This is a genomic window from Larkinella knui (genome assembly GCF_003858645.1).
In the GTDB taxonomy this organism is placed as follows: domain Bacteria; phylum Bacteroidota; class Bacteroidia; order Cytophagales; family Spirosomataceae; genus Larkinella; species Larkinella knui.
The window spans coordinates 167,682-190,306 of record NZ_RQJP01000007.1; the positions used below are offsets into that span (position 1 = coordinate 167,682).

General features: G+C 53.0%; 12 protein-coding genes. 4 read left to right on the top strand and 8 right to left on the bottom strand.

Annotated elements, in window-relative coordinates; genetic code table 11:
* Nucleotides 1-71 precede the first annotated feature (71 nt).
* From EHT87_RS29240 to EHT87_RS29250, 3 genes are all read left to right on the top strand, one after another.
* On the top strand, nt 72-2,777 hold the full coding sequence (locus EHT87_RS29240) for a permease prefix domain 2-containing transporter (RefSeq protein WP_221622090.1): 2,706 nt from the start codon (nt 72-74) through the stop codon (nt 2,775-2,777).
* A 104-nt stretch (nt 2,778-2,881) separates the two neighbouring features.
* Nucleotides 2,882-5,587: an ABC transporter permease gene (locus EHT87_RS29245; RefSeq protein WP_221622091.1), complete on the top strand. Its 2,706-nt coding sequence runs from the start codon at nt 2,882-2,884 to the stop codon at nt 5,585-5,587.
* Between the two features lie 83 nt (nt 5,588-5,670).
* The gene (locus EHT87_RS29250; RefSeq protein ID WP_221622092.1) at nt 5,671-8,292 is read left to right on the top strand and encodes an ABC transporter permease; all 2,622 of its coding nucleotides are present in this window, start codon (nt 5,671-5,673) and stop codon (nt 8,290-8,292) included.
* Nucleotides 8,293-8,388: 96 nt separating this feature from the next.
* Here the strand turns inward: EHT87_RS29250 and EHT87_RS29255 are convergent, their stop codons facing one another.
* The 5 genes from EHT87_RS29255 to EHT87_RS29275 form a co-directional block, all read right to left on the bottom strand.
* Nucleotides 8,389-10,776, bottom strand: a complete 2,388-nt coding sequence (locus tag EHT87_RS29255) for a mechanosensitive ion channel family protein (protein ID WP_124910333.1) — start codon at nt 10,774-10,776, stop codon at nt 8,389-8,391.
* Between the two features lie 242 nt (nt 10,777-11,018).
* Nucleotides 11,019-12,122 (bottom strand): 3-oxoacyl-[acyl-carrier-protein] synthase III C-terminal domain-containing protein, encoded by a 1,104-nt coding sequence (locus EHT87_RS29260; protein ID WP_124910334.1) that lies wholly within the window; start codon nt 12,120-12,122, stop codon nt 11,019-11,021.
* A 231-nt stretch (nt 12,123-12,353) separates the two neighbouring features.
* The gene (locus EHT87_RS29265; protein WP_124910555.1) at nt 12,354-13,706 is read right to left on the bottom strand and encodes an APC family permease; all 1,353 of its coding nucleotides are present in this window, start codon (nt 13,704-13,706) and stop codon (nt 12,354-12,356) included.
* Nucleotides 13,707-13,718: 12 nt separating this feature from the next.
* Complete coding sequence (locus EHT87_RS29270; RefSeq protein WP_124910335.1) at nt 13,719-14,792, bottom strand: mandelate racemase/muconate lactonizing enzyme family protein; 1,074 nt, start codon at nt 14,790-14,792, stop codon at nt 13,719-13,721.
* Nucleotides 14,782-15,852 (bottom strand): N-acetyltransferase DgcN family protein, encoded by a 1,071-nt coding sequence (locus tag EHT87_RS29275; protein WP_124910336.1) that lies wholly within the window; start codon nt 15,850-15,852, stop codon nt 14,782-14,784. Before EHT87_RS29275 ends, EHT87_RS29270 begins: the two co-directional genes overlap by 11 nt.
* Nucleotides 15,853-16,384: 532 nt before the next feature.
* Between EHT87_RS29275 and EHT87_RS29280 the strand changes: the two genes are divergently transcribed.
* Nucleotides 16,385-18,166: an ABC transporter ATP-binding protein gene (locus tag EHT87_RS29280; RefSeq protein WP_124910556.1), complete on the top strand. Its 1,782-nt coding sequence runs from the start codon at nt 16,385-16,387 to the stop codon at nt 18,164-18,166.
* 363 nt (nt 18,167-18,529) lie between these two features.
* Here EHT87_RS29280 and EHT87_RS29285 read toward each other — a convergent pair whose 3' ends face one another.
* From EHT87_RS29285 to EHT87_RS29295, 3 genes are all read right to left on the bottom strand, one after another.
* Nucleotides 18,530-20,896: a M1 family metallopeptidase gene (locus EHT87_RS29285; RefSeq protein WP_124910557.1), complete on the bottom strand. Its 2,367-nt coding sequence runs from the start codon at nt 20,894-20,896 to the stop codon at nt 18,530-18,532.
* A gap of 245 nt (nt 20,897-21,141) precedes the next feature.
* A complete protein-coding gene (locus EHT87_RS29290) occupies nt 21,142-21,837 on the bottom strand; it encodes a hypothetical protein (protein ID WP_148096043.1) in 696 nt (231 codons plus the stop codon).
* A gap of 27 nt (nt 21,838-21,864) precedes the next feature.
* Entirely contained in the window at nt 21,865-22,611 is a 747-nt protein-coding gene (locus EHT87_RS29295) for a hypothetical protein (RefSeq protein ID WP_124910338.1), read from the bottom strand.
* Nucleotides 22,612-22,625 lie beyond the last annotated feature (14 nt).

A 22,625-nucleotide genomic window follows, 5' to 3' on the forward strand; every position in this document is an offset into this window, starting at 1 on the left:
AGCCAACGCAGGGGCGTCGGACGGCCGATGCGGCTCCGTCTTCATTCTTAACTCTTCACTAAAAAAAGCCTATGCCAACCGAAACTCCAAAACCGCACCGTCAGACCGCGCCCCGCTGGGCCGACCGGCTGCTTTCCTGGCTGGTGGCTCCGCACCTGCGCGAGGAGGTGCTGGGCGATCTGCACGAGCGCTATCAGCTGCGGGTGCAGCGGCTGGGCGCGGCCAAAGCCCGGCAGCGGTATTGGCGGGATTCGCTGGCGTATGTGCGACCCGCTTTTATCAAACGTAACCCATCGGAGTCCCTAACCCCTTTTTTCCTGAATACGGATATGCTACGCAATTATGTAAAAATCGCCCTTCGGAACCTGGTCAAGAGCAAGGGTTTCTCCGCCATCAATATCGTTGGCCTGGCCCTGGGTATGGTTTGCTGCCTGTTTATTTTTCTTTGGGTGCAGGATGAAAAGGGCATCGATAATTTTCACGCCCACGAAAAACACCTGTACATCGCCTATCAAACCATCACATCGGGTGGAAAAGTGGATGGTAACTACTCGAGTCCCGTTCGTTATGCACAGGGCCAGCCCCCCACTTTTCTCCTGGCAGATTTGCAGACGGCCGTTCCGGAAGTGAAATACCAGGCCTTTTATGCCACGGGCTACGAACTTCCCTGGGGCCATCCCGAAACGTTTCAGGCGGGGGAAAAGAAATTCAAACTGGAAGGCTCCCGGGCGGGCCAGGATTTCTTTAAAATTTTCAGCTATCCACTGCTGGCGGGCAATGCGGAAACGGCCCTGAAAGAAATCGGCGGAATTGCCATTTCCCGGAAAATGGCAGCACTGTTTTTTGGAAGTCCGGAAAAGGCGGTTGGCAAAAGTCTCCGGTATGAGAACCGGCTGGATTTTAAAGTATCGGCGGTTTTTGAAAACCTGCCGGTACAAAGCTCCCTGAAATTTGATTTTCTGTTCAACTGGGATGCCCAAAAAACGAAGCTGGAATGGTCGTCCAACGACTTTCGGACCTATTTACAACTTTCGGAAACGGCGGACGTAAAAACCGTAGAGACGAAAATCAATCGGTTTCTCCAGCCCCGGCTGGCGAACAGCAAAGGGGTTACTACCCAGATTGGGCTTCAACCCCTGAGCGAGCAGTATTTGCACAGCAATTTTGTAAACGGAAAACCGGAAGGCGGGCGAATCGAATACGTGCGTATATTCAGTGGGGTTGCCATTTTTATCTTACTCATTGCCTGCATCAATTTCATGAATCTGGCCACGGCCCGATCCGTCAAACGGGCCAAAGAGGTGGGTGTCCGAAAAGTGTTAGGCTCCAACCGCAGTCATCTGATCGGGCAGTTTTTTGGTGAAGCGTTGCTGCTCGCGTTTTTGGCCATGGGCGTTACGCTGATCCTGGTGGTACTGCTGATGCCCGCTTTTAATAATTTCACCGGAAAGCAGATTGAGTCGCCCCTGATGCACGGGTCTTTCTGGGCCTCGCTGGTGGGGCTGACGGTTTTCACGGGTCTGCTGGCAGGTAGTTATCCCGCCCTTTTTCTATCGTCGCTCCAGCCGGTTCGCATTTTGAAAGGTGTGTTGCGCTTTACGCAAAGTGCCATCTGGTTCCGGCAAGGGCTGACGGTATTTCAGTTCGGACTGGCCATCATCCTGCTCGTTGCGACCATCGTCGTATCCCGGCAGACCAATTATGTCCAAAAAACGCACCTGGGCTATGATCGTGAAAATCTGCTGTATATCCGTGTAGAAGGGGCTCTGTCGACGCAAAAGAACTATTTATTATTCAAAGAACAGGCTTCTAAAATGCCGGGTATTGCGATGGTGGATCGCAGCAGCGAAGCCCCGCACGCCATGGGATTTGTGGTGGACGATAACGACGGAAGTGCGGAGACCAATACCGGGAATGACGCCATCAATTGGGAAGGCAAGCAAAAAAACACCTCTGTTGGTTTTAAACCCACGTCGGTCGGGTTCGATTTTGTAAAACTCATGAATCTGAAAATTATAGAAGGCCGTGATTTTTCAAGAACCAACGCGACGGATTCGACGGACGCTTTTATGGTGAACGAAGAAGCCGTCCGGCTGATGGGCCTGAAAAAACCCATTGGCAAATGGGTATCGGCCTGGCAAAAAAAGGGCCACATCATCGGCATCCTCAAAGACTACCACACCCACTCGCTGCATGAGCCCATCAAGCCGCTGATTGTGGATGTGAAAGAATACGAATATTTCGGCGTGATCCTGGTGCGCACCAAACCCGGCCAAACGAAAGAAGCCCTGGCGAGTCTGGGACAGGTTTATAGAACTCTTAATCCGAACTACCCCTTTGATTATCAGTTTATTGACCAGGAATATGAAAAGCTGTACCGGAGTGAACAGGTGATGGCGAAGCTTTCCAATGTGTTTGCGGTGCTGGCCATTCTGATTTCCTGTCTGGGACTGCTGGGGCTGGTGATGTTTTCTACGGAGCAACGCACCAAAGAAATTGGCATTCGGAAAGTGCTGGGGGCTTCGGTCGGCGAGATCGTTGCGCTGTTCTCCAAAGATTTTATCCGACTGGTCCTGGTGTCCATTCTGATTGCATCGCCCATTGCCTGGTATGCCATGAACCAGTGGTTACAAAGTTTCGCCTATAAAATTGACCTGGCGTGGTGGTTTTTTGCCGCATCCGGCGCGGGGGCGTTAGCCATTACCTTGCTGACGGTCAGCTTCCAGAGTATCAAAGCGGCTTTGGTGAACCCGGTTACCTCCCTGCGTTCGGAATAATGAGTTAAGAATGAAGAGTTAAGAGTGAATGCGTCAGCCAAGCGCAGGGGCGTCGGACGGCCGATGCGGCTCCGTCCGTCTTCACTCTTCACTAAAAAAAGCCTATGCCGACTGAAACTCCAAAACCGCACCGTCAGACTGCGCCCCGCTGGGCCGACCGGCTGCTTTCCTGGCTGGTGGCTCCGCACCTGCGCGAGGAGGTGCTGGGCGATCTGCACGAGCGGTATCAGCTGCGGGCAAAGCGGCTGGGAGCGGCCAAAGCCCGGCAGCGGTATTGGCGGGATGTGCTGGCGTATGTGCGACCGGCCTTTATCAAACGACAACCGACAGTCGGAATGCCGCACCACCGACGATTCGGTGAGTATCCATCAACCTCTATTTTTAGCCTTGACATGCTCCAAAACTATTTAACAATTGCCTGGCGGAATTTGCGCAATCAGCCTTTTCTTTCGTTTCTGAACATCTTCGGATTAGCGCTCGGTCTGGCGAGTTGTCTGCTGATTACGTTGTATGTCGTGGATGAACTGACGTATGACCGCTTCCATGAAAAAGCCGATCGGATTTACCGGATCAACGTCGATGCTACGTTCGGCGGTACGGAACAAAGCCTGACCCAGGTTGGCGATGCGATGGGCGCGACGTTGAAAAAAGATTACCCGCAGGTGGAAGAATTCGTCCGTTTTTATGGGGTTAACGAGTCGAAAATCGTTCGGAAAGGCAACGAATCGATCGACGAGCGCCGATCGGTTTACGCCGATCCGACGTTGTTCGATGTATTTACCTTGCCTGCCCTTTTCGGTAACACCAAAACCGCTCTGAATGCCCCCAATTCGGTGGTCATCACCGAGTCGACCGCCAGAAACTATTTCGGAACGCCCGATGTGGTTGGTAAAACGCTCGAGGTAAACAAAGCGCTTTATACCGTAACGGCCGTCATCCACGATATTCCACAAAATTCCCACTTTCATTTCGACTTTATCTTCTCGATGAAGAACGTCAAGTACGACTGGGGAAATTACCTGACAAGTAATTTTCAGACCTATGTTGTCTTGAAGGAAGGGGTTGATTACAAAGCCTTTAATCGGAATTTCTCGCAAATAATTGAAAAATACCTCTTCCCACAGGCCAAACAGAAAATGCAGATAACCAGCGCGAAGGACTTTAACCGGGGCGGGAATAGACTGGTATTTAGCTTGTTTCCGCTGACCGACATTCACTTGCGGTCGGATCGTCGGGACGAACTGGACGTAAATGGCAACATCCAGTTTGTGTCTATTTTTTCGGCCATTGCGCTGTTTGTCTTGCTGATAGCCTGCGTCAATTTCATGAATTTATCGACAGCGCGTTCGGCCAAACGCGCCAAAGAGGTCGGAATCCGGAAGGCAATGGGAACGAATCGAAAGGCCCTGATTGGGCAGTTTCTGGCCGAATCGACCCTGACCGTAACACTTTCATTGCTCCTGGCGTTGGGATTAACGGCTTTGATTATGCCATTTTTTAACGAACTAGCCGCCAAAACGCTTTCCGTAAACCGCCTGTTTGCGTTACCCATTTTACCCTTTCTCCTGGTGTTGCCGATTGTGGTGGGTTTCGTAGCGGGCAGTTATCCGGCGTTTTTCCTGTCCGGTTTCAACCCAATTGCCGTTTTGAAAGGCACGATCGGCAGTGGCCTGAGAAAGAGTAATTTCCGGAATGCGCTGGTTGTTTTTCAATTTGCCACCTCCGTTATCCTGATGATCGGAACGCTCATTGTTTACCGCCAGCTTAATTATATCCAGACGAAAAACCTCGGTTTTAACAAAGAACAGATCCTGATCATTGACGGCACCCACGCCCTGGGCTCCAATGTCGAAGCCTTTAAGAATGAGTTGCTTACCCTGCCGGGCGTTACGGCCGGTACACTAAGCGGTTTTCTGCCGGTATCTTCTTCACAACGGAATGGCCGGACATTTTCGAAGGAACCGGTTACGGCAGCCGACAATATGATCGATACCCAAAACTGGACGGTAGACTACGATTACATCGGAACGATGGGAATGAAAATGGTGAAAGGGCGGAATTTTTCGAAAGATTTCGGTTCGGATGCCAGCGCGGTCGTGATCAACGAGTCGATGGCACACCTCCTCGGTTTTGCCAATCCGATCGGGCAGAAAATTTATGCGGGGGCAAATGGCGCGTCTACTCCTTTGACCATCATTGGCGTTGTGAAAGATTTCAACTATGAGTCATTGCGGAAAAACATCGGCCCGCTGGTGTTTTCGTTGGGTCAAAGTACGGCGCTTGCTTCGTTTCGGGTCAATACCCAAAACCTTCCGAATCTGCTGAAACAGGTGGAATCCGTCTGGCAAAAAATGCCCGCCGGGGTTCAATTCAGATACCGGTTTATGGACGAAGCCTTCGATACGATGTATCGTGCCGAGCAGCGGGTTGGACAAATTAGCCTGACGTTTGCCGGACTCGCCATCCTGATCGCCAGTTTGGGACTGTTTGGACTCGCAACTTACATGGCCGAGCAGCGCACCAAAGAAATCGGCATCCGCAAAGTGCTGGGTGCCGGCACCACCGGTATTGTGACGCTCCTTTCCCGGGATTTCCTGAAACTGGTCCTGATCGCCATTCTGATTGCTTCGCCGGTGGCCTGGTATGTCATGAACCGGTGGCTTCAGGATTTTGCGTACAAGATCAGCATCGAATGGTGGATTTTTGCGCTGGCCGGACTGCTGTCGATCGGGATTGCCCTGGTAACGGTAAGTTTCCAGTCGATTAAGGCCGCGTTGATGAATCCGGTGAAGAGTCTGCGAAGTGAATGAAAAAGAAGGAAATACCGAAGTGAAAGCCGTGACGAACGCTGGCGGAGCTATTTCGTTATTCAATATTCGTTATTAAAAAAAATATGCGAAACCCGAATCATCCCAAACCGCCCCGCTGGGCCGACCGGCTGCTTTCCTGGCTGGTGGCTCCGCACTTGCGCGAGGAGGTGCTGGGCGATCTGCACGAACGCTATCAGTTGCGGGTGCAGCGGCTGGGCGTGGCCAAAGCCCGGCAGCGGTATTGGCGGGATTCGCTGGCGTATGTGCGACCGGCTTTTATCAAACGAAAACCATCCGAATATCCCAATCCAACCCATTCCGCCATGATACGCAATCATTTCCTTATTGCTTTCCGCAACCTGATGGGCGGAAAAAGCTTCTCTATCATCAATATTGGTGGGCTGGCGGTTGGAATGGCCGGGGCCGCGCTGATCGCCTTGTGGCTCCAGAACGAGAGTAGCTTTGACAAATTTCACGAACACCAGGACCGGCTTTACCAGGTCTATGGTTTGACGAATCCCGTTGGTGGAACGCCTTATGCCATACCGGAAACGTCACAACCGCTGGCCCCGGCGTTGAAACAGAACTACCCGGAAGTTGAAGCCGTAACCCGGATTAAAGACATCGATAAATTTCTGGTACGGGTTGATGGTCAAAGTTTTACCGGCATTCAGGGGGCTTTTGCGGACCCTTCTTTCCTGCACATGTTCAGTTTTCCGCTGGTGGCAGGCCCAAAAAACGGGCAGCTCACGACGATTTCCTCCATTGTTATTACCGAAAAATTGGCCCGGAAACTGTTCGGTACGACCGACGCTCTGAATAAAACCATCCGGCTCGACTCCGTCGATCACTTCGTGGTAACCGGTATTTTAAAGGATTTGCCGCCGAATACCCGCTTTACGTTTGAGTATCTCCTACCCTGGGAGTATTTGAAGAAGTTAGGAACCGGATGGAGCAATGAAGATTGGCTCAGCAACAATACGCCAACCTTTGTCTTGCTGAAACCGAATACCAACCAGGCCGCTTTCGATGCGAAAATCAAAGACCTGACCCAGCGGTATTCGGGGCGCAGGGATGTGTGGACTCATTTTCTTTTTCCGCTGAGGCAATGGCATTTATATGCTGATTTTGAAAACGGAAAACCGGTGGGCGGGCGCATCGAAACCGTCCGCGTGTTTGGCCTCATTGCCGCCTTTATCTTGTTGATTGCCTGTATCAATTTCATGAACCTGAGCACGGCCCGAAGCGAAAAACGGGCCAAAGAAATTGGCGTTCGGAAAGTGGCCGGCGCAGGTCGCGGGTCGTTGATCGGGCAGTTTATTACCGAAGCGTTTCTCACTGCCTGCCTGGCCGGAGCCATTGCCTTGTTGCTGGTTCAACTCGCCCTGCCGTCGTTCGATACGCTCATTAGCACGCAGCTTGCTATTCCTTACCAGAACTTTTCGTTCTGGCTTTGGGCTGTTGGATTCGTCGTCCTGACCAGTTTGCTGGCGGGGAGTTATCCCGCTTTTTACCTCTCGTCCTTTCAACCGATCGGCATTTTCACTAAGCAGTTCAAAAAAAGCCAGTTGGGGTTATCGCCCCGAAAAATACTGGTGGTGCTCCAGTTTACGTTTGCCATTGTTCTCGTTATTGCGACGATCATTGTTCGCGATCAGATCCTGTATGCGCAGGAGCGGGACAAGGGCTACGCCAATAGTAATTTGATTCACGTCAATTTTGTCGGTGATATTGAGAAAAATTATTCGCCGATCAAGCGGGAATTGATCCGTTCGGGGGCTGCGGTGTCCGTCACAAAAACCATGACCGACCTGACCAATGAAAGCTGGCGGACCTGGGGGCTGCGGTGGCCGGGCGAAAATCCGAAAGATACCAACACGGCCATCACCCTCTTCAGTTCGGATGCCGATCTGGTCAAAACGGCGGGCATGACGTTGATCGAAGGGCGTGACATCGACAGTTACCAGTATCCGGCAGACAGTTTCTCCGTGGTACTGAACGAAACCGCCGTCAAATTGATGGGCTTCAGGAATCCGATCGGGCAAACCATTTCCAACCGGGATCGATCGATTACGTGGCGCGTAGTGGGCGTTGTCAAAGATTACATTGTGGGTTCGCCCTACGAAAAAATACCGCCTATCGTCATCGAAGGTCCGGGGGCGTGGTTCAACACGATGCATATCAAGTTCAATCCTGCGAATTCGACGGCGGACAATCTGGCGAAAGCCGAGCCGATTTTTAAAAAATATAACCCGGCGTATCCCTTTGATTTCCAGTTCGTCGACCAGGAATACGCCCGAAAGTTCGACCATGAACAACGGACCAAAACCCTGGCGGGTCTTTTTGCCGCTCTGGCCATCTTCATTTCCTGCCTGGGTTTGTTCGGTCTGGCGTCGTTTGTGGCCGAACAGCGGACCAAAGAGATTGGCGTGCGGAAAGTGCTGGGCGCTTCGGTCTTCAACCTCTGGCGTTTGTTATCCAAAGACTTCGTCATTCTGGTCATTATCGCCTTCGGAATCGCTACGCCGGTGGCCTACTATTTCCTGCATACCTGGCTTCAGAAATACGAATACCGCACGGAAATTTCCTGGTGGATTTTTGCCGTTTCCGGCGCGGGGGCGTTAGTGATTACGTTGCTGACGGTCAGCTTTCAGAGCATCAAAGCGGCTTTAATGAACCCGGTGAAGAGTCTGCGGAGCGAGTGACAATGATGGGAACGCGGATGGAACAGATCGGACGGATCAAAACGGATTTTAATCGGTGTGCATCCGTCCAATCCGTTCCATCCGCGTTCCCATCCATTACATCATTTTAATTCCGGCTTCCTTAAACCGTCGGTATAGATTCAGCAGAACTTCGCTTCGGAACTGATCTTCCTTGTTCACCGAATTGATCCAGACCCGCACTTTTAATTCGATGGAATCCGCAGAGATGGTCGATAAGAAAATCTCGGGTTGCATACGCTTGACGGTAGTCGGGTGTTTCGTTATTTCTTCTTTCACGAGCTTTTTTAAATCGCTCAGTTCGTGTTCGGTATCGGCCTTTATTGTGAGTTCAATTCGTTTGGCTTTGTGGTTGATGGTCCAGTTAATGACCTGACCCGAGAGCAGATCACCGTTGGGAATAATGACTTCCGATCCTTCGGTCGTCAGCAACCGGCTCGAACGAATACCGATGTTTTTAACGCGTCCTTTTTTATTCGTAATCTCGATAAAATCACCGATCTGGAAGGGTTTGTCGAAGATGAGGATAATGCCGGAGACGAAATTATTGACGATATTCTGAAGTCCTAATCCAATGCCAACGCCCAGTGCCCCAACAATAACCGTCACCTTATCCAGCCCGATTCCGGACGCCACAACCGCAAATAAAATACCGCCGATCAGCATAATAAGCCGGATGATTACCAGCCGTGAATCGGCATTGCTGATGCTTCCACCGATTTCGTCGTCGGTTTCGCCGAAGAAATAACCGATGTATTTTCGCAAGGCTCCCGATACATACAAAACCAGGAAAAACAGAACAATATTTCCCCAGGTAAACTGGGTGCTGCCCACGCTCCGTTCCAGCGTTAAAAAGTGTTCGATGGCGGTATAAGCCGCATTATAAACGTATAAATTATTGGTGAAAATGATCAGCCAGGCGATGACCGCAATGACGCTCAGCAGCCGGTGCAGGCCGACTTCCAGCTTCGCATAATTAAACCGCGACGTAATTCCTGCGGACAGTTTGCTGCTCACTACCTGCAGGGCAAACGCTTCGTTAATGATCTGAATCAACGTAAAAAGGCCAACAGCCTGGGTTAATCCATAAATCGATGCGGTGGTAAAAATCTTCGCCAGACTAATCCGGCCAACGATATTACAGAATACCGCCAGAAAATTGAGGATAATATAGAGAATGGAAACCTGTTTTATAAACCCCGTCAGTGCCAGAATCTTTCGGATATGAAACAGAAATAAAAAGCCGAAAACGATGGATACCGCGTTGAGAATGAGCAGCCAGAGCCGGAAGAAAAGACCGGGATCGATAATTGACGACCGGGTGATAATGACCAGGATATAAAGCGTAACGATGGCGAGCCAATACAGGAAAAGCTTCCGGGACCAGCTCCGGTAAAAAAGGCCGGTCAGGGCCAGCAATAAAATAAATTGCATCAGCTCGACGTAAACTGCCGGCGGGCGCAGATCGAAGAACGGAGCGAAGTTGAACACGACAACCAGCATCGCAAAGATGGGGAAGGGGCGGAGGTACCGTATTTTTAAGTCATTCAGCGCTTCCTGCCGGTTTCCGTGGCGATTGATAACCGCAAAACTTCGGTATACCCAGGCAAAAAAAGCCGCCCCGATTACCACCATATAAATCCAGTTACCCGCACTTCGGTTGAAATAATACGCCAGCATATCGCGCTGCCCTTCATACGATTGTCTGACTAAATTATCCAGATGCTCGTCGGAACCCGCACTTTTCGGAATCGCCCAGATAAACTCCGTTTCTTTACCGGTTATCTTGACGTTAAACTCCCGGATTCGCTCATTAACTACGTTGGTTAAGTCGGCCGTTTCAAAATAACTGTTGGAAACCGAAGCCTGTAATTTGTTGATACGGATCAGGTTTTGATTGGTCGATTCGCTGGCCTGAACCCACTGTTGTCGCAATTCTTTCAACGAATTAAAATACAGAACCCGGTAGCTGCTGTCGGCGGGTAAAACAAGTACCGAGTCGCGGGCCAGCGAAATAAGTGCTCCGTTCATCCCGGATAAATCTTTTTCATACGCCGAAAGCGTCTGTCGCCAGGCCTTCAGTTGGGTCTGTACGTCATTGAGCAATACCTGGAACATGAGCATGTTTTTCATGTCATGCACCTTGCGATACAGCAGCAGATTGGTCCGGATGGCTTTCAGGTAAGACTGGGCTTCCGGCAGATTTTCTTCGATTTGCCAGGTGTTGTATCCCCGCCGGGTGCGGTTGGTGATGTCATTCAAAACCGTATGCCCTTTTTCAAGGCGGGCAATAATGCTGTCGGCCGGAATACCGGGTTGCGGGATGATGGGCAGGCTATCGACCGGGCTAGTTTTGGCGATTTTCTGGGCGTGCAGGGAGCCGTTTACAAAACAGAGAAATAGAATGAAAAAGAAGAGTGACTTTGTAAATAATCGAAACGTTGAAAAGCAGTTTTTTAGAATCATCGTATCTGGTTTTGGTTAGACTCTTTCTTTCCAGGAGTGTCATACCTTTAAAATAATACGATCAGGATTCCTAAATTGTTGTCATTCCGGGATGCTTTCAACCCAGCGGACCCGGCAACGGCCCCTTTTTTGTCAGCCCAAATGGCGGAAATATGATCCGTATTGCGGTTTTTTGGAGGTTTATACAAAAAAAGCCCCTTGATGAAAGGGGCCTGGAACTCACTTGTTCAGGTTTAGAAAGCTCAGGCAATTCGGGTAATAAATGCACCCCGTTCGGGACCGGCACCCACGACGGAAATGCAGATTTCATCCCCGGTTCTGGCCACTCCGCTCGTCATGTCGTCGTGCAGGAGCTTTAAGGTGCTGGTGGCAACCAGATTACCGTACGTCTCCACATTGACGCCAAACTTGGAGCGCGGGATGGCATTGGTTTCGATCAGGTGGTTTAGAAAACCGTTGGTCAGCACCGGGCTGGCCTGGTGCGTATAAATTTTTCGGACATCCGTCAGGTAGTTGGGGCGGTTTTGGAGCAGCGTTTGGTGATTCAACCGCATGCCTTTCATGTAGTATTCCTTCACGCGGTCGCCCGCCATGCCGAAACAGGATAATTCTTCGGAATGGTCCTGGCCCGGCGGATTCAGCGCCCCTCCGCCCATGTAATGAATCAGCGGATCATCAAAACCGCCCTCGGTCCCGAACGCCAACGAATCGCGGGAATAGAAGGCCAGCCCACCCCGGTAGCCATTTTTGCGTAGCACGACGGCCGACGCACCGTCCGAAAAAAGCGCGGCCGACATCCACAGCGATCGTCCCAGTGGATGCACCGGGTTCTGTTTGTAGAGCGACGTCCGGGTGTAGAGGCTGCTCAGGCTGTAGGCAATAATCAGGATATTTTCGGCCGACAGCTGGGTGGCGAGTTGCATGGCCCGCGCCATTCCCGCGCACCCCGCGCCCAGTTGAACCGGCACCACCGAATCCGGAATCCGCAGGCACTTTAGAAAATAAAACGCATCCTGATCCAGCAGAACCTGATAAGGCGAGCACGTAACGATCAGGACGGCGTCGATCTGGCGGGCCGAAAGCTGGGCGTTGGCCAGGGCTTCCCGGGCCACCTGCGTAACCACTTCCTGATTTTGAAACACCTCGGGTGCCCAGCTTTTCGACCGCACGCCCAGGACTTTTTCCACCATCGGACCGTCCAGGTATTTCGAAGAATCTTTGCGGTCGGGGACCTGAAACGATTCGGCCCACTCGGCGATGGGTGTCGGGTCGGCGACGTAACTGCTCAAACCGGCGATAACCCGTTGAACGGGCCGCACCGGTGGATGAGAAGGTAAAGTTGACATTAGTACGTTGTTTTTCGTGGGAAGAAAGCCGGGGCGGGTTGTCCGGTTTTTTCTTCAACCGTGAAATAACAACAGGATTTTACCAGGGTCAGCTGGTTTTATGCAGGCCGTTTCATTGTTTATCCGAACGGCCTGAAATCGGCTTTAAAAAATGGAACGGTTGTCGGTTTTACGAGCGGTTTCGAGATTCTGTCGTACTTCAATCCGCCTAATCCGCGTTCCCATCTAATTTCACCCCGGCTTCTGCCGGTGCCAGAACGCATAAAACGGAACGCCGGTGGCAATCAGTCCCAGCCCCATGAACGCTTCGCGGGGCTGCTCAATGAGTGTAATCACCACCAGCGTGAGACAGAACAAACAGAAAACGACCGGCAAAACCGGGTAGCCAATCACCCGATACGGGCGCGGCAAATCCGGGTGCGAACGCCGGTAGAGCATGACCCCGAACGCCGTTGCGCCGTAGAAAATGAACGAAGCAAACACCAGCATGTCTGTCAATTGGTCAAATGTGCCCGACCAAACCAGCGCCACCGACCAAACCGCCTGCCAGACAATCGATACCGAGGGCGACTGATAGGCGGGATGAATCCGGGCCACCGAGCGAAAAAACAGCCCGTCGCGGGCCATGGCGTAATAAATCCGGGCCGAAGTCAGAATGGTGCTGTTCGTCGCGTTGAACGTCGTGCATAAAATCAGCACCGATACCAGCGTGGCCCCGGTCGCTCCGCTTACCCGGCGAATGACCTCGACGGCGGCAATCCGGTTGGGCGTTTTGCCGAGTGCGATCAGGTCTTCAATCGGCATGACGTAGGTATACATCACATTAAGCAGCAGGTACAACCCCATCACGAACAGGGTTCCAATCCCGAGCGCCAGCGGCAGATTCCGTTGCGGATTCTTGATTTCTTCCCCAATGAACGCGATATTGTTCCAGCCATCGTAGCCCCAGAAAGCGCCCAGCGAAGCGATGAACATCGCTTTCACCAGCACCATGCCGTCGATGGCCCCGGCGTCGAAGGCTGCGCTGTTGTGACTCAGGTTGGTGAAACTACCCAGCGGAGAGCTGAAGCCCGTGACCGCTAAACCGATAATGGTTACTAAGATCGCGCACGTCAGCACCCAGCTGATGCCGCCCGCAAACCGGATGCCCCGGTAATTGACCAGACTGAGGATGATAATGAGCACCGAAGCGATTCCTTTTGTCTGAAAACCCGTTTCATCGGCCAGTGAAAGCAGACCCACCAGCGACTGGGCAAAAATGTAGGCTAAGGCCGAAATGGATGCCGTTCGCACCACCATAAAATTGCTCCAGCCGTAGAGAAAAGCAAAAAATCGGTTGTAGACTTTCTGGTAATAGACGTACTCGCCCCCCGATTGCGGAAACATCCCCGCCATTTCGGCATTGGTCAGCGCCCCGGCCAGACTCACCAGCCCGGCCAGCAGCCAGCAAAGCAGAATCAGACCCGGCGACTGCAGGGCGTCGGCCATAGGGGCAATTTTCTTGAAGACGCCGGATCCGACCATGATGCTGACAACCAGAATGATGGCCGAAGGCAGGCTCAGAACGCGGGCGAGTTTGGTCACTGGTTTCATCGGCTACAGGGACGAATCCGTTAATCCCAGGCCGGGCATTCCGGTCGGTCGCATCAACCCGTTTTCAATCACAAAACCGCCTTTTACAACATCTTCGGCGAGGTCGAGGCTGCCGTCCAGGTCGATATACCGGGTGTTCGGGCAGGCAAAAGCCGCATGCAAAGCCGCCGTGATGCTGATGATGCTTTCGTCGTTGCAGCCCCAGAACAGCTCGATCTGACTCAGTCGGGCCACGGTTGCAATGTCAAACGCACCCCGAATACCGCCACATTTCATGAGCTTGATGTTAAAAATGCCGAATGGGTACGGATCCTGCGCCAGTTTTAAAGCCGCTTCGCCCCCTTTCAGCGACTCGTCGGCGGCCAGCCGTTGACGAAGCGCCAACGGCAACGACCGCAGTTCTTCTTCGGTACCCACCGCCATCGGCTGTTCAATCAGTTCAACGTTGGCGTCGTCGGTCTGGCCGATGAACTGGGTCAACTGATCCAGGGTATAGCCCTGGTTGGCGTCGACGCGCAGCACCAGGTCGGGGCCAAACTGCTCGCGGAGCTTCCGAATCCGGCCAATGTCTTCGGCTACATCCAGCCCGGTTTTTACTTTTAAAACCTGAAACCCCTGTTGAACGTACTCCCGGGCGGCTTCCAGTGTTTCGGCAATCGGCATAATGCCAATCGTGATCGAAGTAGGCAGAGCCGTTACTTTCTGGCCGTAAAACGCAACCACCGGAATGCCCAGAAACTGCCCCAGGGCGTCGTGGAGGGCAATATCAAAAGCTGCCAGCGTGCCGGGAAGATCCGGAAACTGCTGGCGGGCTTCGTCGATCAACTGAAAGGTATGGCGAATGTCGCGACCCACAAACCGGGCGATGGCATCGCTTTGCAGATTGGCGAACGCTTGATCCGGCGACTCACCGACCACTTCCGGCGACGGATTGGCGGCTCCCAACCCGATGATTCCATTGACCAGTTCGACAGCCAGAAAAATATTTTCGACGGTGGAAATGGTCTGGTAGGCGATGGTATACGGCCAGGTCAGGGCCAGATCCCGGCGGTAGGCCCGGATGGATTTAATCAGCATGAGGGACGGTTTTTTCGACGAGTTGACGGATGAGCGGAACCAGGGGAGCCAGGCCTTCTTCCAGCGGCAGAAGCACCGGAATGCCCAGCCGCTCGGCGTATTCCCGCTGAAACTGTCGGGCTTCTTCCAACGTGCAATCTTCCGTGTTTAAAGCCAGCGCCAGCACCTCTGATCCAAACTTCTGAATGATCTCAATTTCCGATTCTACCGACGGAATAGCGCCCCAATGCGCGTCGTAATCGAAATATGTACGCTTGGGCGCGTGCATCAGCACGATGTATTTGGCGTTTCCCGAAACCATAAATTCCAGTCCGCAGGGCCCACTCGGATTCCGCAGCGACGATTGTCCTTCGATCAGCAGCACGTCGGCACCGGTTTCCTGCCAGCACGAAACGAGGGCGTGTTCAATTTCGCCGGAAATAAAATCGTTCAGCGTCGAGTCGAAAATAAAACCGTATTTCCCGCCCTGTAGCCAGCCGGTTTGGCCGGTATAAATCATTTGCGCATTCAGGCCCGCAGCCTGGCAGGCCTGGGTCAGCAGGCGGGTCGTGGTTCGCTTGCCCATGGCGCAGTCCATGCCCAGCACGGCCACGATCGGGGCGGTAATCCTGAAAACGTCGCCCGACCAGAAATGCAGCTCGGCGCGGGGTTTGGGCTTCCGGATGTCGATCAGCCGGGCGTTGTGTTCAGCCGCGAGTTGCACCATCCGGGGGCGGTCGTTTAGCAAATCATGGAGGCCATTGACGATTGACAACCCGTTTTGCAGGCAGTTTTCGATCAACGTCAGCACTTCCGGCGGCAGGATACCACCGGTCGTTGCGACACCCACAATGCCGTATTGCACCGGCCCGACCGCAGCCAGAGCTTCTTCCAGAGAAGCAAATACCGGTATTTGCCGGGCTTTTGCATCCAGCACCTCGCCCGCATCGCGTCCGGCCGTGGGGGGGTCAATCACGCCGGCAATGGCATACCGTTCACTATCCCGAATAAGTCCGTGAGCGGTTTTTGCATTCGGCGTTGCCAGCAAGCCGTTGGTTAAAAGAAGAGCACGTTCTTTCATTCTATTTTTTAAGCGTACAGTTCGGCAAATAAAGCGTATTCTGCTTAATCAGTACTAAAATTTCAACGCTGGCGGGCTATTCATGAAAAAATAACTGATTATTCCTGTTTTATCTATTATTTATTCCGTGGCCGGTTCTGAAATCCAATCTAACAAAACCGGCGGTTTCCGAGTCTACTTACCAACCAGCCTGAAAGGCTGTCATCATTAGCCCCGGGTACCACCCGGGGTATGCCGGATGGAGGGTCCGGGTATCGCCCGGGGAACGCCGGATGGTGGGATCGGGTATCATCCGGGGAATTCCGGATGGAGGGTCCGGGGATCACCCGGGGAATGCCGGATGGTGGGATCGGGGATCGCCCGGGGTATGGAAATCACCCGGGGTTTTGGATATGAATTATTACATTCGGTGTATTGGTAATGGGACCCAACATCCGGCATTCCCCGATCCCAACATCCGGCGTTCCCCGGGCGATACCCGGGGCTAATGATGACAGCCTTTCAGGCTGGTGCGAGTTATAAATTCAGCTTTATGGGCATACTGTGGACCTATTTGAAACCCCACCGCTGGCTGGTGGTGGTGTCGTTGCTGCTGGCGGGCGTCAGTCAGATTCTGATGATGATCGATCCGTTGATTTTTGGGAAAATCATCGATGAATACGCCACCAAACCGGCGGTTCGGCCCGAAAACGAGCTGGTCAAAGGCGTGCTATTCTGGCTGTTGATTGCCGTACTGATTGCCACGCTGGCGCGGCTGGCCAAATCGTTTCAGGAGTATTTCATGCGGCTGGTCGTGCAACGGTTTGGTACGCAGGTCTTTAACGACGGGCTGAAACAAACGCTCCGTTTGTCGTTTCAGGAATTTGAAGAACAGCGGAGTGGCGAAACCGTGGCGCTGCTGCAAAAAGTACGGACCGACACCGAAAAATTCATCAACGCCTTTATCAATATTCTGTTTTCGTCCATCGTCGGCATGGGCTTTCTGATCTGGTACGCCATCACCAAACACTGGGCGCTGATTCCTATTTTTTTCGTCGGCATCATCGTTCTGGGCGGTCTAACCGGACTGCTCAGCAAGAAAATCAAAACCGTTCAGAAGGCCGTCAACCGGCAAACCGTCAAGCTGGCCGGGGCCATCACCGAATCCCTGCGTAACATCGAACTGGTTCGGAGTCTGGGACTTACGTTTCCCGAGATCCGGCGCTTGAAGCACTACACGCAGCGAATTTATGACCTTGAAATGGACAAAACGAAGCAGGTCCGGACGTTGTCGTTTTTGCAGGGCACCACGCTGAACGTGCTGAGACAGTCGATTCTGTTTGCCTTGTTGTGGCTCATTTTCCGGGATGTGCTGACCACCGGCGAACTCATTTCGATGCAGTTTATCTCGACGGCAATTTTCGCACCCTTGCAGGATTTGGGCAACATCATCCTGTCGTACCGCGAAGCCGAAGCCTCACTCGGGCTTTTCGACAATCTGATGCACAAATCCATCGAGCGTCGGCCCGACGATTCCATCGATTTTGGCGTCCTGGAACACCTGCGCTTCGATAAAGTCGTTTTTCGTCACCAGACGGCCAGCCAGAATGCGATGGACGGTATTTCGTTCGGCGTGGGCATGGGCGAAACCGTCGCTTTCGTGGGACCGTCGGGTTCCGGAAAATCGACGCTCGTCAAGCTTTTGCTGGGTTTGTATAAACCGGTTTCGGGTGAAATTTACTTCAATGACGTTCCGGCGAGCCAGATTCGCTACAACCCAATGCGTCGGCAAATCGGCTTTGTGACGCAGGATACGCAGTTATTTGCCGGTACGATCAAGGAAAACCTGCTGTTCGTGAAACCCGACGCGACCGATGAAGACATCCGCGACGCCCTCCACAAAGCCTCCTGCGACCAGTTGATTGCGCGTTCCGACAAGGGCATCAATACGGTATTGGGCGAAGGCGGCATGAAACTATCGGGGGGCGAAAAACAGCGGATTTCCATCGCCCGTGCCCTCATCCGGCACCCCCGGCTATTGATATTCGACGAGGCTACGTCGGCACTGGATTCATTGACGGAGGAAGCTATTTCGGATACCGTCCGCAGCATTTCGGCCCGGCGCGAGCAAATTACTATTCTGATTGCCCACCGGCTTTCGACCATCATGCACGCCGACACGATCATTGTGCTGGAAAGAGGCAAAATCGCCGAAACCGGTACGCACGCGGAGTTGCTCGAACAAAAGGGATTGTATTACGCCATGTGGCGGCAGCAGATTGGCGAACGGCGGCAGGAACGGGAACCGGACGTCGGGGCCGTGTCGGCGGTTTAATCGCTCCACCGCAGGAAGTGGGAAGTTCTCATCTGCATAGAGCGCAGCCATCAGGCTTGCTCATTTTCAGCAATCTTCCGTTCGATTTCGTCGCGATGGGTTCTGACTCGGGCTGCTTTCAATGCCGGGAAAGGTATCGCTTAAATCCTGAATAATCCATTGCAGGATCTCGGCCTTTTCGGCACGGGACATGCGGCTGAGTAATTTTTCGGTTTCTTCGAAAGATACAAAGAAGAAATAACAGGATGAAACCGCTACGAAGTCTGGACTTTTCGTTTCGGGGCCGTAGTTCATTAAAAAGGAATGATGAATGTAAAAGGGCCGGATCAGGAAACCGCTTTACATTCATCATTCCCTTAACTCTTAATTCTTATTCGCTCCTCCCTGCCGGGCCGGTGGCTGCGTACTTTGCTGCTGTTGCTGCATCGGATTCGGTCCCGTTGCGCCCCGGCGTTGCTCCTGCTGCTTGAACAACTGGAAACGCGTCGGCTTTTGCGCCTGACGCGGGAATGAATTATTGTCGGTATCGATGTCGGCAATTTCCTGGAAGGGGTCGAGCGTCCATTGCGTCACCTTCTTGCTGGTGGCAATCACCTTGTTGATCTGCACATCGTTGAAACGCCAGATCTCCGCCGGAAAACGTGCCACCGAATCCGTACCGTCTTCAAACTGCATCCGCACAATCACCGGCATGGGCAAACCGCCCTTGTTTTTCAGCGTCAGCGTATAGAAGTTGCTCTTTGATTCGAGCGTCTTGCGTTCGTCGTTCGACAGCGTCGCCAGATAATCCTGGTATTTCTTCCGGTCGGCATCCGTTACGGCGTATGGATCGTAGCGGTTGTAGAAATCCTTCATGGTCGAGTCCTTGGCCACTACGGTCTGGTCTTTGGTGGCCGCATCCCGAATTTTGCTCATGGTGTTGGCTCTGGCTTCGGCTTCAGAGCGGGCCAGGGCTTTTTCGATCTCGGGATTCTGGGTATTGAGCGTAAACCAGGCGACTTCGACCAGATCCTGATCGACGGGCTCGACGCCGTAGAACCAGCCTTTCCAGAACCAGTCCAGATCGACGCCCGAGGCATCTTCCATGGTGCGGAAGAAGTCGGCCGGAGTGGGGTTTTTGAAGGCCCACCGGCGCGCATATTCCTTGAAGGCATAGTCGAACAACTCGCGACCCATGACGGTTTCGCGCAGGATATTCAGGGCGGCCGCCGGTTTGTCGTAGGCATTGGAGCCAAATTGAATGATGTTGTCCGACGACGTCATGATGGGCGACAGCGTGGCCGGGTCCGACTTCATATAGGGCACAATGCGTTGTGGTTCGCCATAGTCGCTCGGGAAATTATAATCCCATTCTTTCTCGGCCAGGTACTCGCAAAAGCTGTTGAGCCCTTCGTCCATCCACGTCCATTGCCGTTCGTCGGAATTGACGATCATCGGAAAAAAGTTGTGGCCCACTTCGTGAATGATCACGCCGATCATCCCGGCTTTGGTGGCTTCGGAATACGTCCCATCCGGTTCGGGCCGCCCGCCGTTGAAGCTGATCATGGGGTATTCCATGCCGCCATACCGCGTGGCGTGGCACGAAATGGCAACCGGATACGGATACTGAATCGTGCGGTTTCCGTACGAGCGCAGCGTATGTTCCACCGTGCGGGTCGAGTATTGCTCCCAGAGCGGATTGCCTTCTTTGGGGTAAAACGACATGCTCCAGATTTTCTTTCCGTTGCCGTAGACGTCGGTTTGCATGGCATCCCAGATGAATTTCCGCGATGACGCAAAGGCGAAATCCCGGACGTTATCGGCTTTGTAAATCCAGGTTTTTTTACCGGTTGGTTTGCCCTTCTCGGCCGCTACGGCTTCGTCCTGGGTCACAATTTTGACCGGTGTTTTCGAGGTGGCGGCTTTTTGCAGACGCTGGAATTGCGTCGGGGTCAACACCTGTTTGTAGTTCAGACACTCGCCGGTCGACCCCACGATGTGGTCGTTGGGAACGGTGATGGCCACTTTGTAATTTCCGAAAATCAGCGTGAATTCGCCTTGTCCCAGAAACTGCTTGTTTTGCCAGCCATTCACGTCGTCGTAGGCGCACAAACGCGGAAACCAGTGGGCAATGAAGTAATTCCGGTTGCCGTCTTTCTCGAAATATTCGTAACCGCTCCGTCCGTAGTAAGCGGTAATGTTATAATTCCAGTCGACGCCAAACACGAAATTCTGACCCGGTTTCAACGGCGCGGGCAGGTCGATGCGCATCATGGTTCCATTGATGGTGTATTTCAGCGGTTTACCGGCAACGTCCCGAACGGCGGTTATTTTATGACCATATTCTTTTTCGGGATCAACCTGGGCACCGGCTTCGGCATTGTTCAGGTTGTGCAGCCGGCTCAGACTGGTTCCGCTGGCCGAAACCGCCGATCGGGTGGTTAAGTTTGCCGTTGAATTCTTCTCGAACAGATTCTGATCCAATTGCAGCCAGATGTATTTCAGGGCGTCGGGCGAATTATTAAAGTACGTAACGGTCTCCGACCCAATAATTTTCTGGTTGGCATCATCCAGTTCAACCTTGATGTCGTAATCGGCCCGGTTCTGGAAGAAGTCCCGGCCCGGCGCACCGGATGCGGTACGAAACGTGTTGGGCGTGGGCAGTTGGGGGCCCAACTGTTCAAATCGATCGTTGGCCTTGTAAGTGGTCGTTGAGGGGGCCTGCGCCCAGCTTCGCACGGCCAGGCTCATGAATACCGCCACCAGCGCGGGAATTTTCAGTGTCATTGATGAAGAGTTTGTAAAAATTTGAAGTCAACTCTAAAGATAAAGCGAAAGCCGAAATGCCCCAAATTTTCAGCCCTGATTCCGGCGAAACCAGGGCCTTGTGAAAATCTGACGCACTTTCGGATTCGGCATCAGGCAGCGACCTCACTCCTTACAAAACGGGCATCAGGACGGTCAATGAATAGACGGGTGAAGGTGTCGTATCGTGGTCAGAAAACGTGGTCTATCGCCCGCCCGGCAATTTTTCGGACTACCCACGGTACCTCGCTGTCCGTCTGCCGGTACGATCGGCTATTGACCTTCCAGGTACCTTCTTTAGTACCTGCCACCAGTTTTGGATTATCCGAATTGACCAGTCCCGGCATCCAGATCACTTTGAGCGACTTCCCCGGTTCCACAAACGTGTAACCCGCAAACGGTTTGTACTGGTCTTTTTCCGGCAATGAAATGACTTTCAGATCATCGTACCGCTTGCCCGGGTCCCAAACCGATTCGATAAAGGTATCGCCCTGGTATACAAACCGGTATCCGGTGACGGGAATCCACTTGCCTTCCACCTCGTCGGACCAGGCCATGTAATCCGAATGCAGCAGCCCGGCTTCCCAGACGGTTTCCAGCCCTTTTTCTTTGTCCGTAAACGCGTAGCCGGGGAGGGGCCGCCAGTCGCCCACGGTGGCGGTGGTTTCGGCATTAAACGTCGGGTGCCTGACGCCCGCCCGCCACTTTACCCCGGTCGTTTGCCAGAAAAACCGGGCATCCGGATTTTCGGTGTCGACCCACACATACCCCGGGTCCGCCGGTTTCGACAAAAAGAGGCCGCAGACGGTAATCTGGTCGTTCATGGCCACGACGATATGCCAGCACACCGCGAGCGCAACGATTCCAAGGGTAATTTTTTTGTACATATTCATCCTAAAAACGGTTTGATCGTTCTAAAACTTGACCGAAATCCCCACCCGCGCCGAGGACAGGCCCGTGTAGCCCAATTCCAGAAACGCGCCGACCTTGTTGGTGAAGTAGTATTTTCCACCGATGAAGTAGTTCAGAAAGAGGCCGCTGCGGTAGTCATAGCCGTAGCCATAACTGGAATCGTTCCACCGGAAGCTGCGGTAGCCAACCCCAATCCCGGCATACAGATCCACCTTTTGGGTGTTCAGCTTCAGCAGGCGGTTGACGTGGAACGACCCTCTGACGCCCAGATATGTAGCCGTATACCGCCAGCGGGAGCTGTTGTAGTAATAGTTTCCGTAATTGCCGGCGTTGTAGTCCAGCTGCGCGCCAACGCTGAAGTCTTTGTCAATACCCGCTTCATACGAGATCCCGATGGGATTTCCGTAATAATACGAAGACAAACCGACGCCGATGTTCAGCAGGTTGTCGCCTTTCTGGTAGCCATAGCCGCCCGAACCGCCCGATTTTTTGGCATAACTTCGGGTCGGTCTGGCCGTTGCCGTCGGAGGGGCGGGGGCTGGCGGAGGTGGCGGGGGTGCTGGGGTGGTTTTTTGGGGAAGCTTCTCCGAATTGGACCGGTCAGCAGCGGGGGTGATGGCGGGACGCGCAGCCGGTTTTTTAGCCGGGGTCTTGGCCGGAGCCTGCTTTACGGCTTTGGTCTGGGCGCGAACGGTCACCGATAGGCTGAGGACCAGCAACATAAGCCATACGGTTAGAGACTTTTTCATAAGTGACTTGTTTA

Excerpts from the sequence above, each read along its gene's own strand:
- EHT87_RS29290 (WP_148096043.1), bottom strand. The coding sequence starts at position 21,837 with ATGTACAAAAAAATTACCCTTGGAATCGTTGCGCTCGCGGTGTGCTGG.
- EHT87_RS29245 (WP_221622091.1), top strand. The coding sequence starts at position 2,882 with ATGCCGACTGAAACTCCAAAACCGCACCGTCAGACTGCGCCCCGCTGG.
- EHT87_RS29285 (WP_124910557.1), bottom strand. The coding sequence starts at position 20,896 with ATGAGCCTGGCCGTGCGAAGCTGGGCGCAGGCCCCCTCAACGACCACT.
- EHT87_RS29255 (WP_124910333.1), bottom strand. The coding sequence starts at position 10,776 with ATGATTCTAAAAAACTGCTTTTCAACGTTTCGATTATTTACAAAGTCA.
- EHT87_RS29280 (WP_124910556.1), top strand. The coding sequence starts at position 16,385 with ATGGGCATACTGTGGACCTATTTGAAACCCCACCGCTGGCTGGTGGTG.
- EHT87_RS29240 (WP_221622090.1), top strand. The coding sequence starts at position 72 with ATGCCAACCGAAACTCCAAAACCGCACCGTCAGACCGCGCCCCGCTGG.
- EHT87_RS29275 (WP_124910336.1), bottom strand. The coding sequence starts at position 15,852 with ATGAAAGAACGTGCTCTTCTTTTAACCAACGGCTTGCTGGCAACGCCG.
- EHT87_RS29295 (WP_124910338.1), bottom strand. The coding sequence starts at position 22,611 with ATGAAAAAGTCTCTAACCGTATGGCTTATGTTGCTGGTCCTCAGCCTA.
- EHT87_RS29250 (WP_221622092.1), top strand. The coding sequence starts at position 5,671 with ATGCGAAACCCGAATCATCCCAAACCGCCCCGCTGGGCCGACCGGCTG.
- EHT87_RS29270 (WP_124910335.1), bottom strand. The coding sequence starts at position 14,792 with ATGCTGATTAAATCCATCCGGGCCTACCGCCGGGATCTGGCCCTGACC.
- EHT87_RS29260 (WP_124910334.1), bottom strand. The coding sequence starts at position 12,122 with ATGTCAACTTTACCTTCTCATCCACCGGTGCGGCCCGTTCAACGGGTT.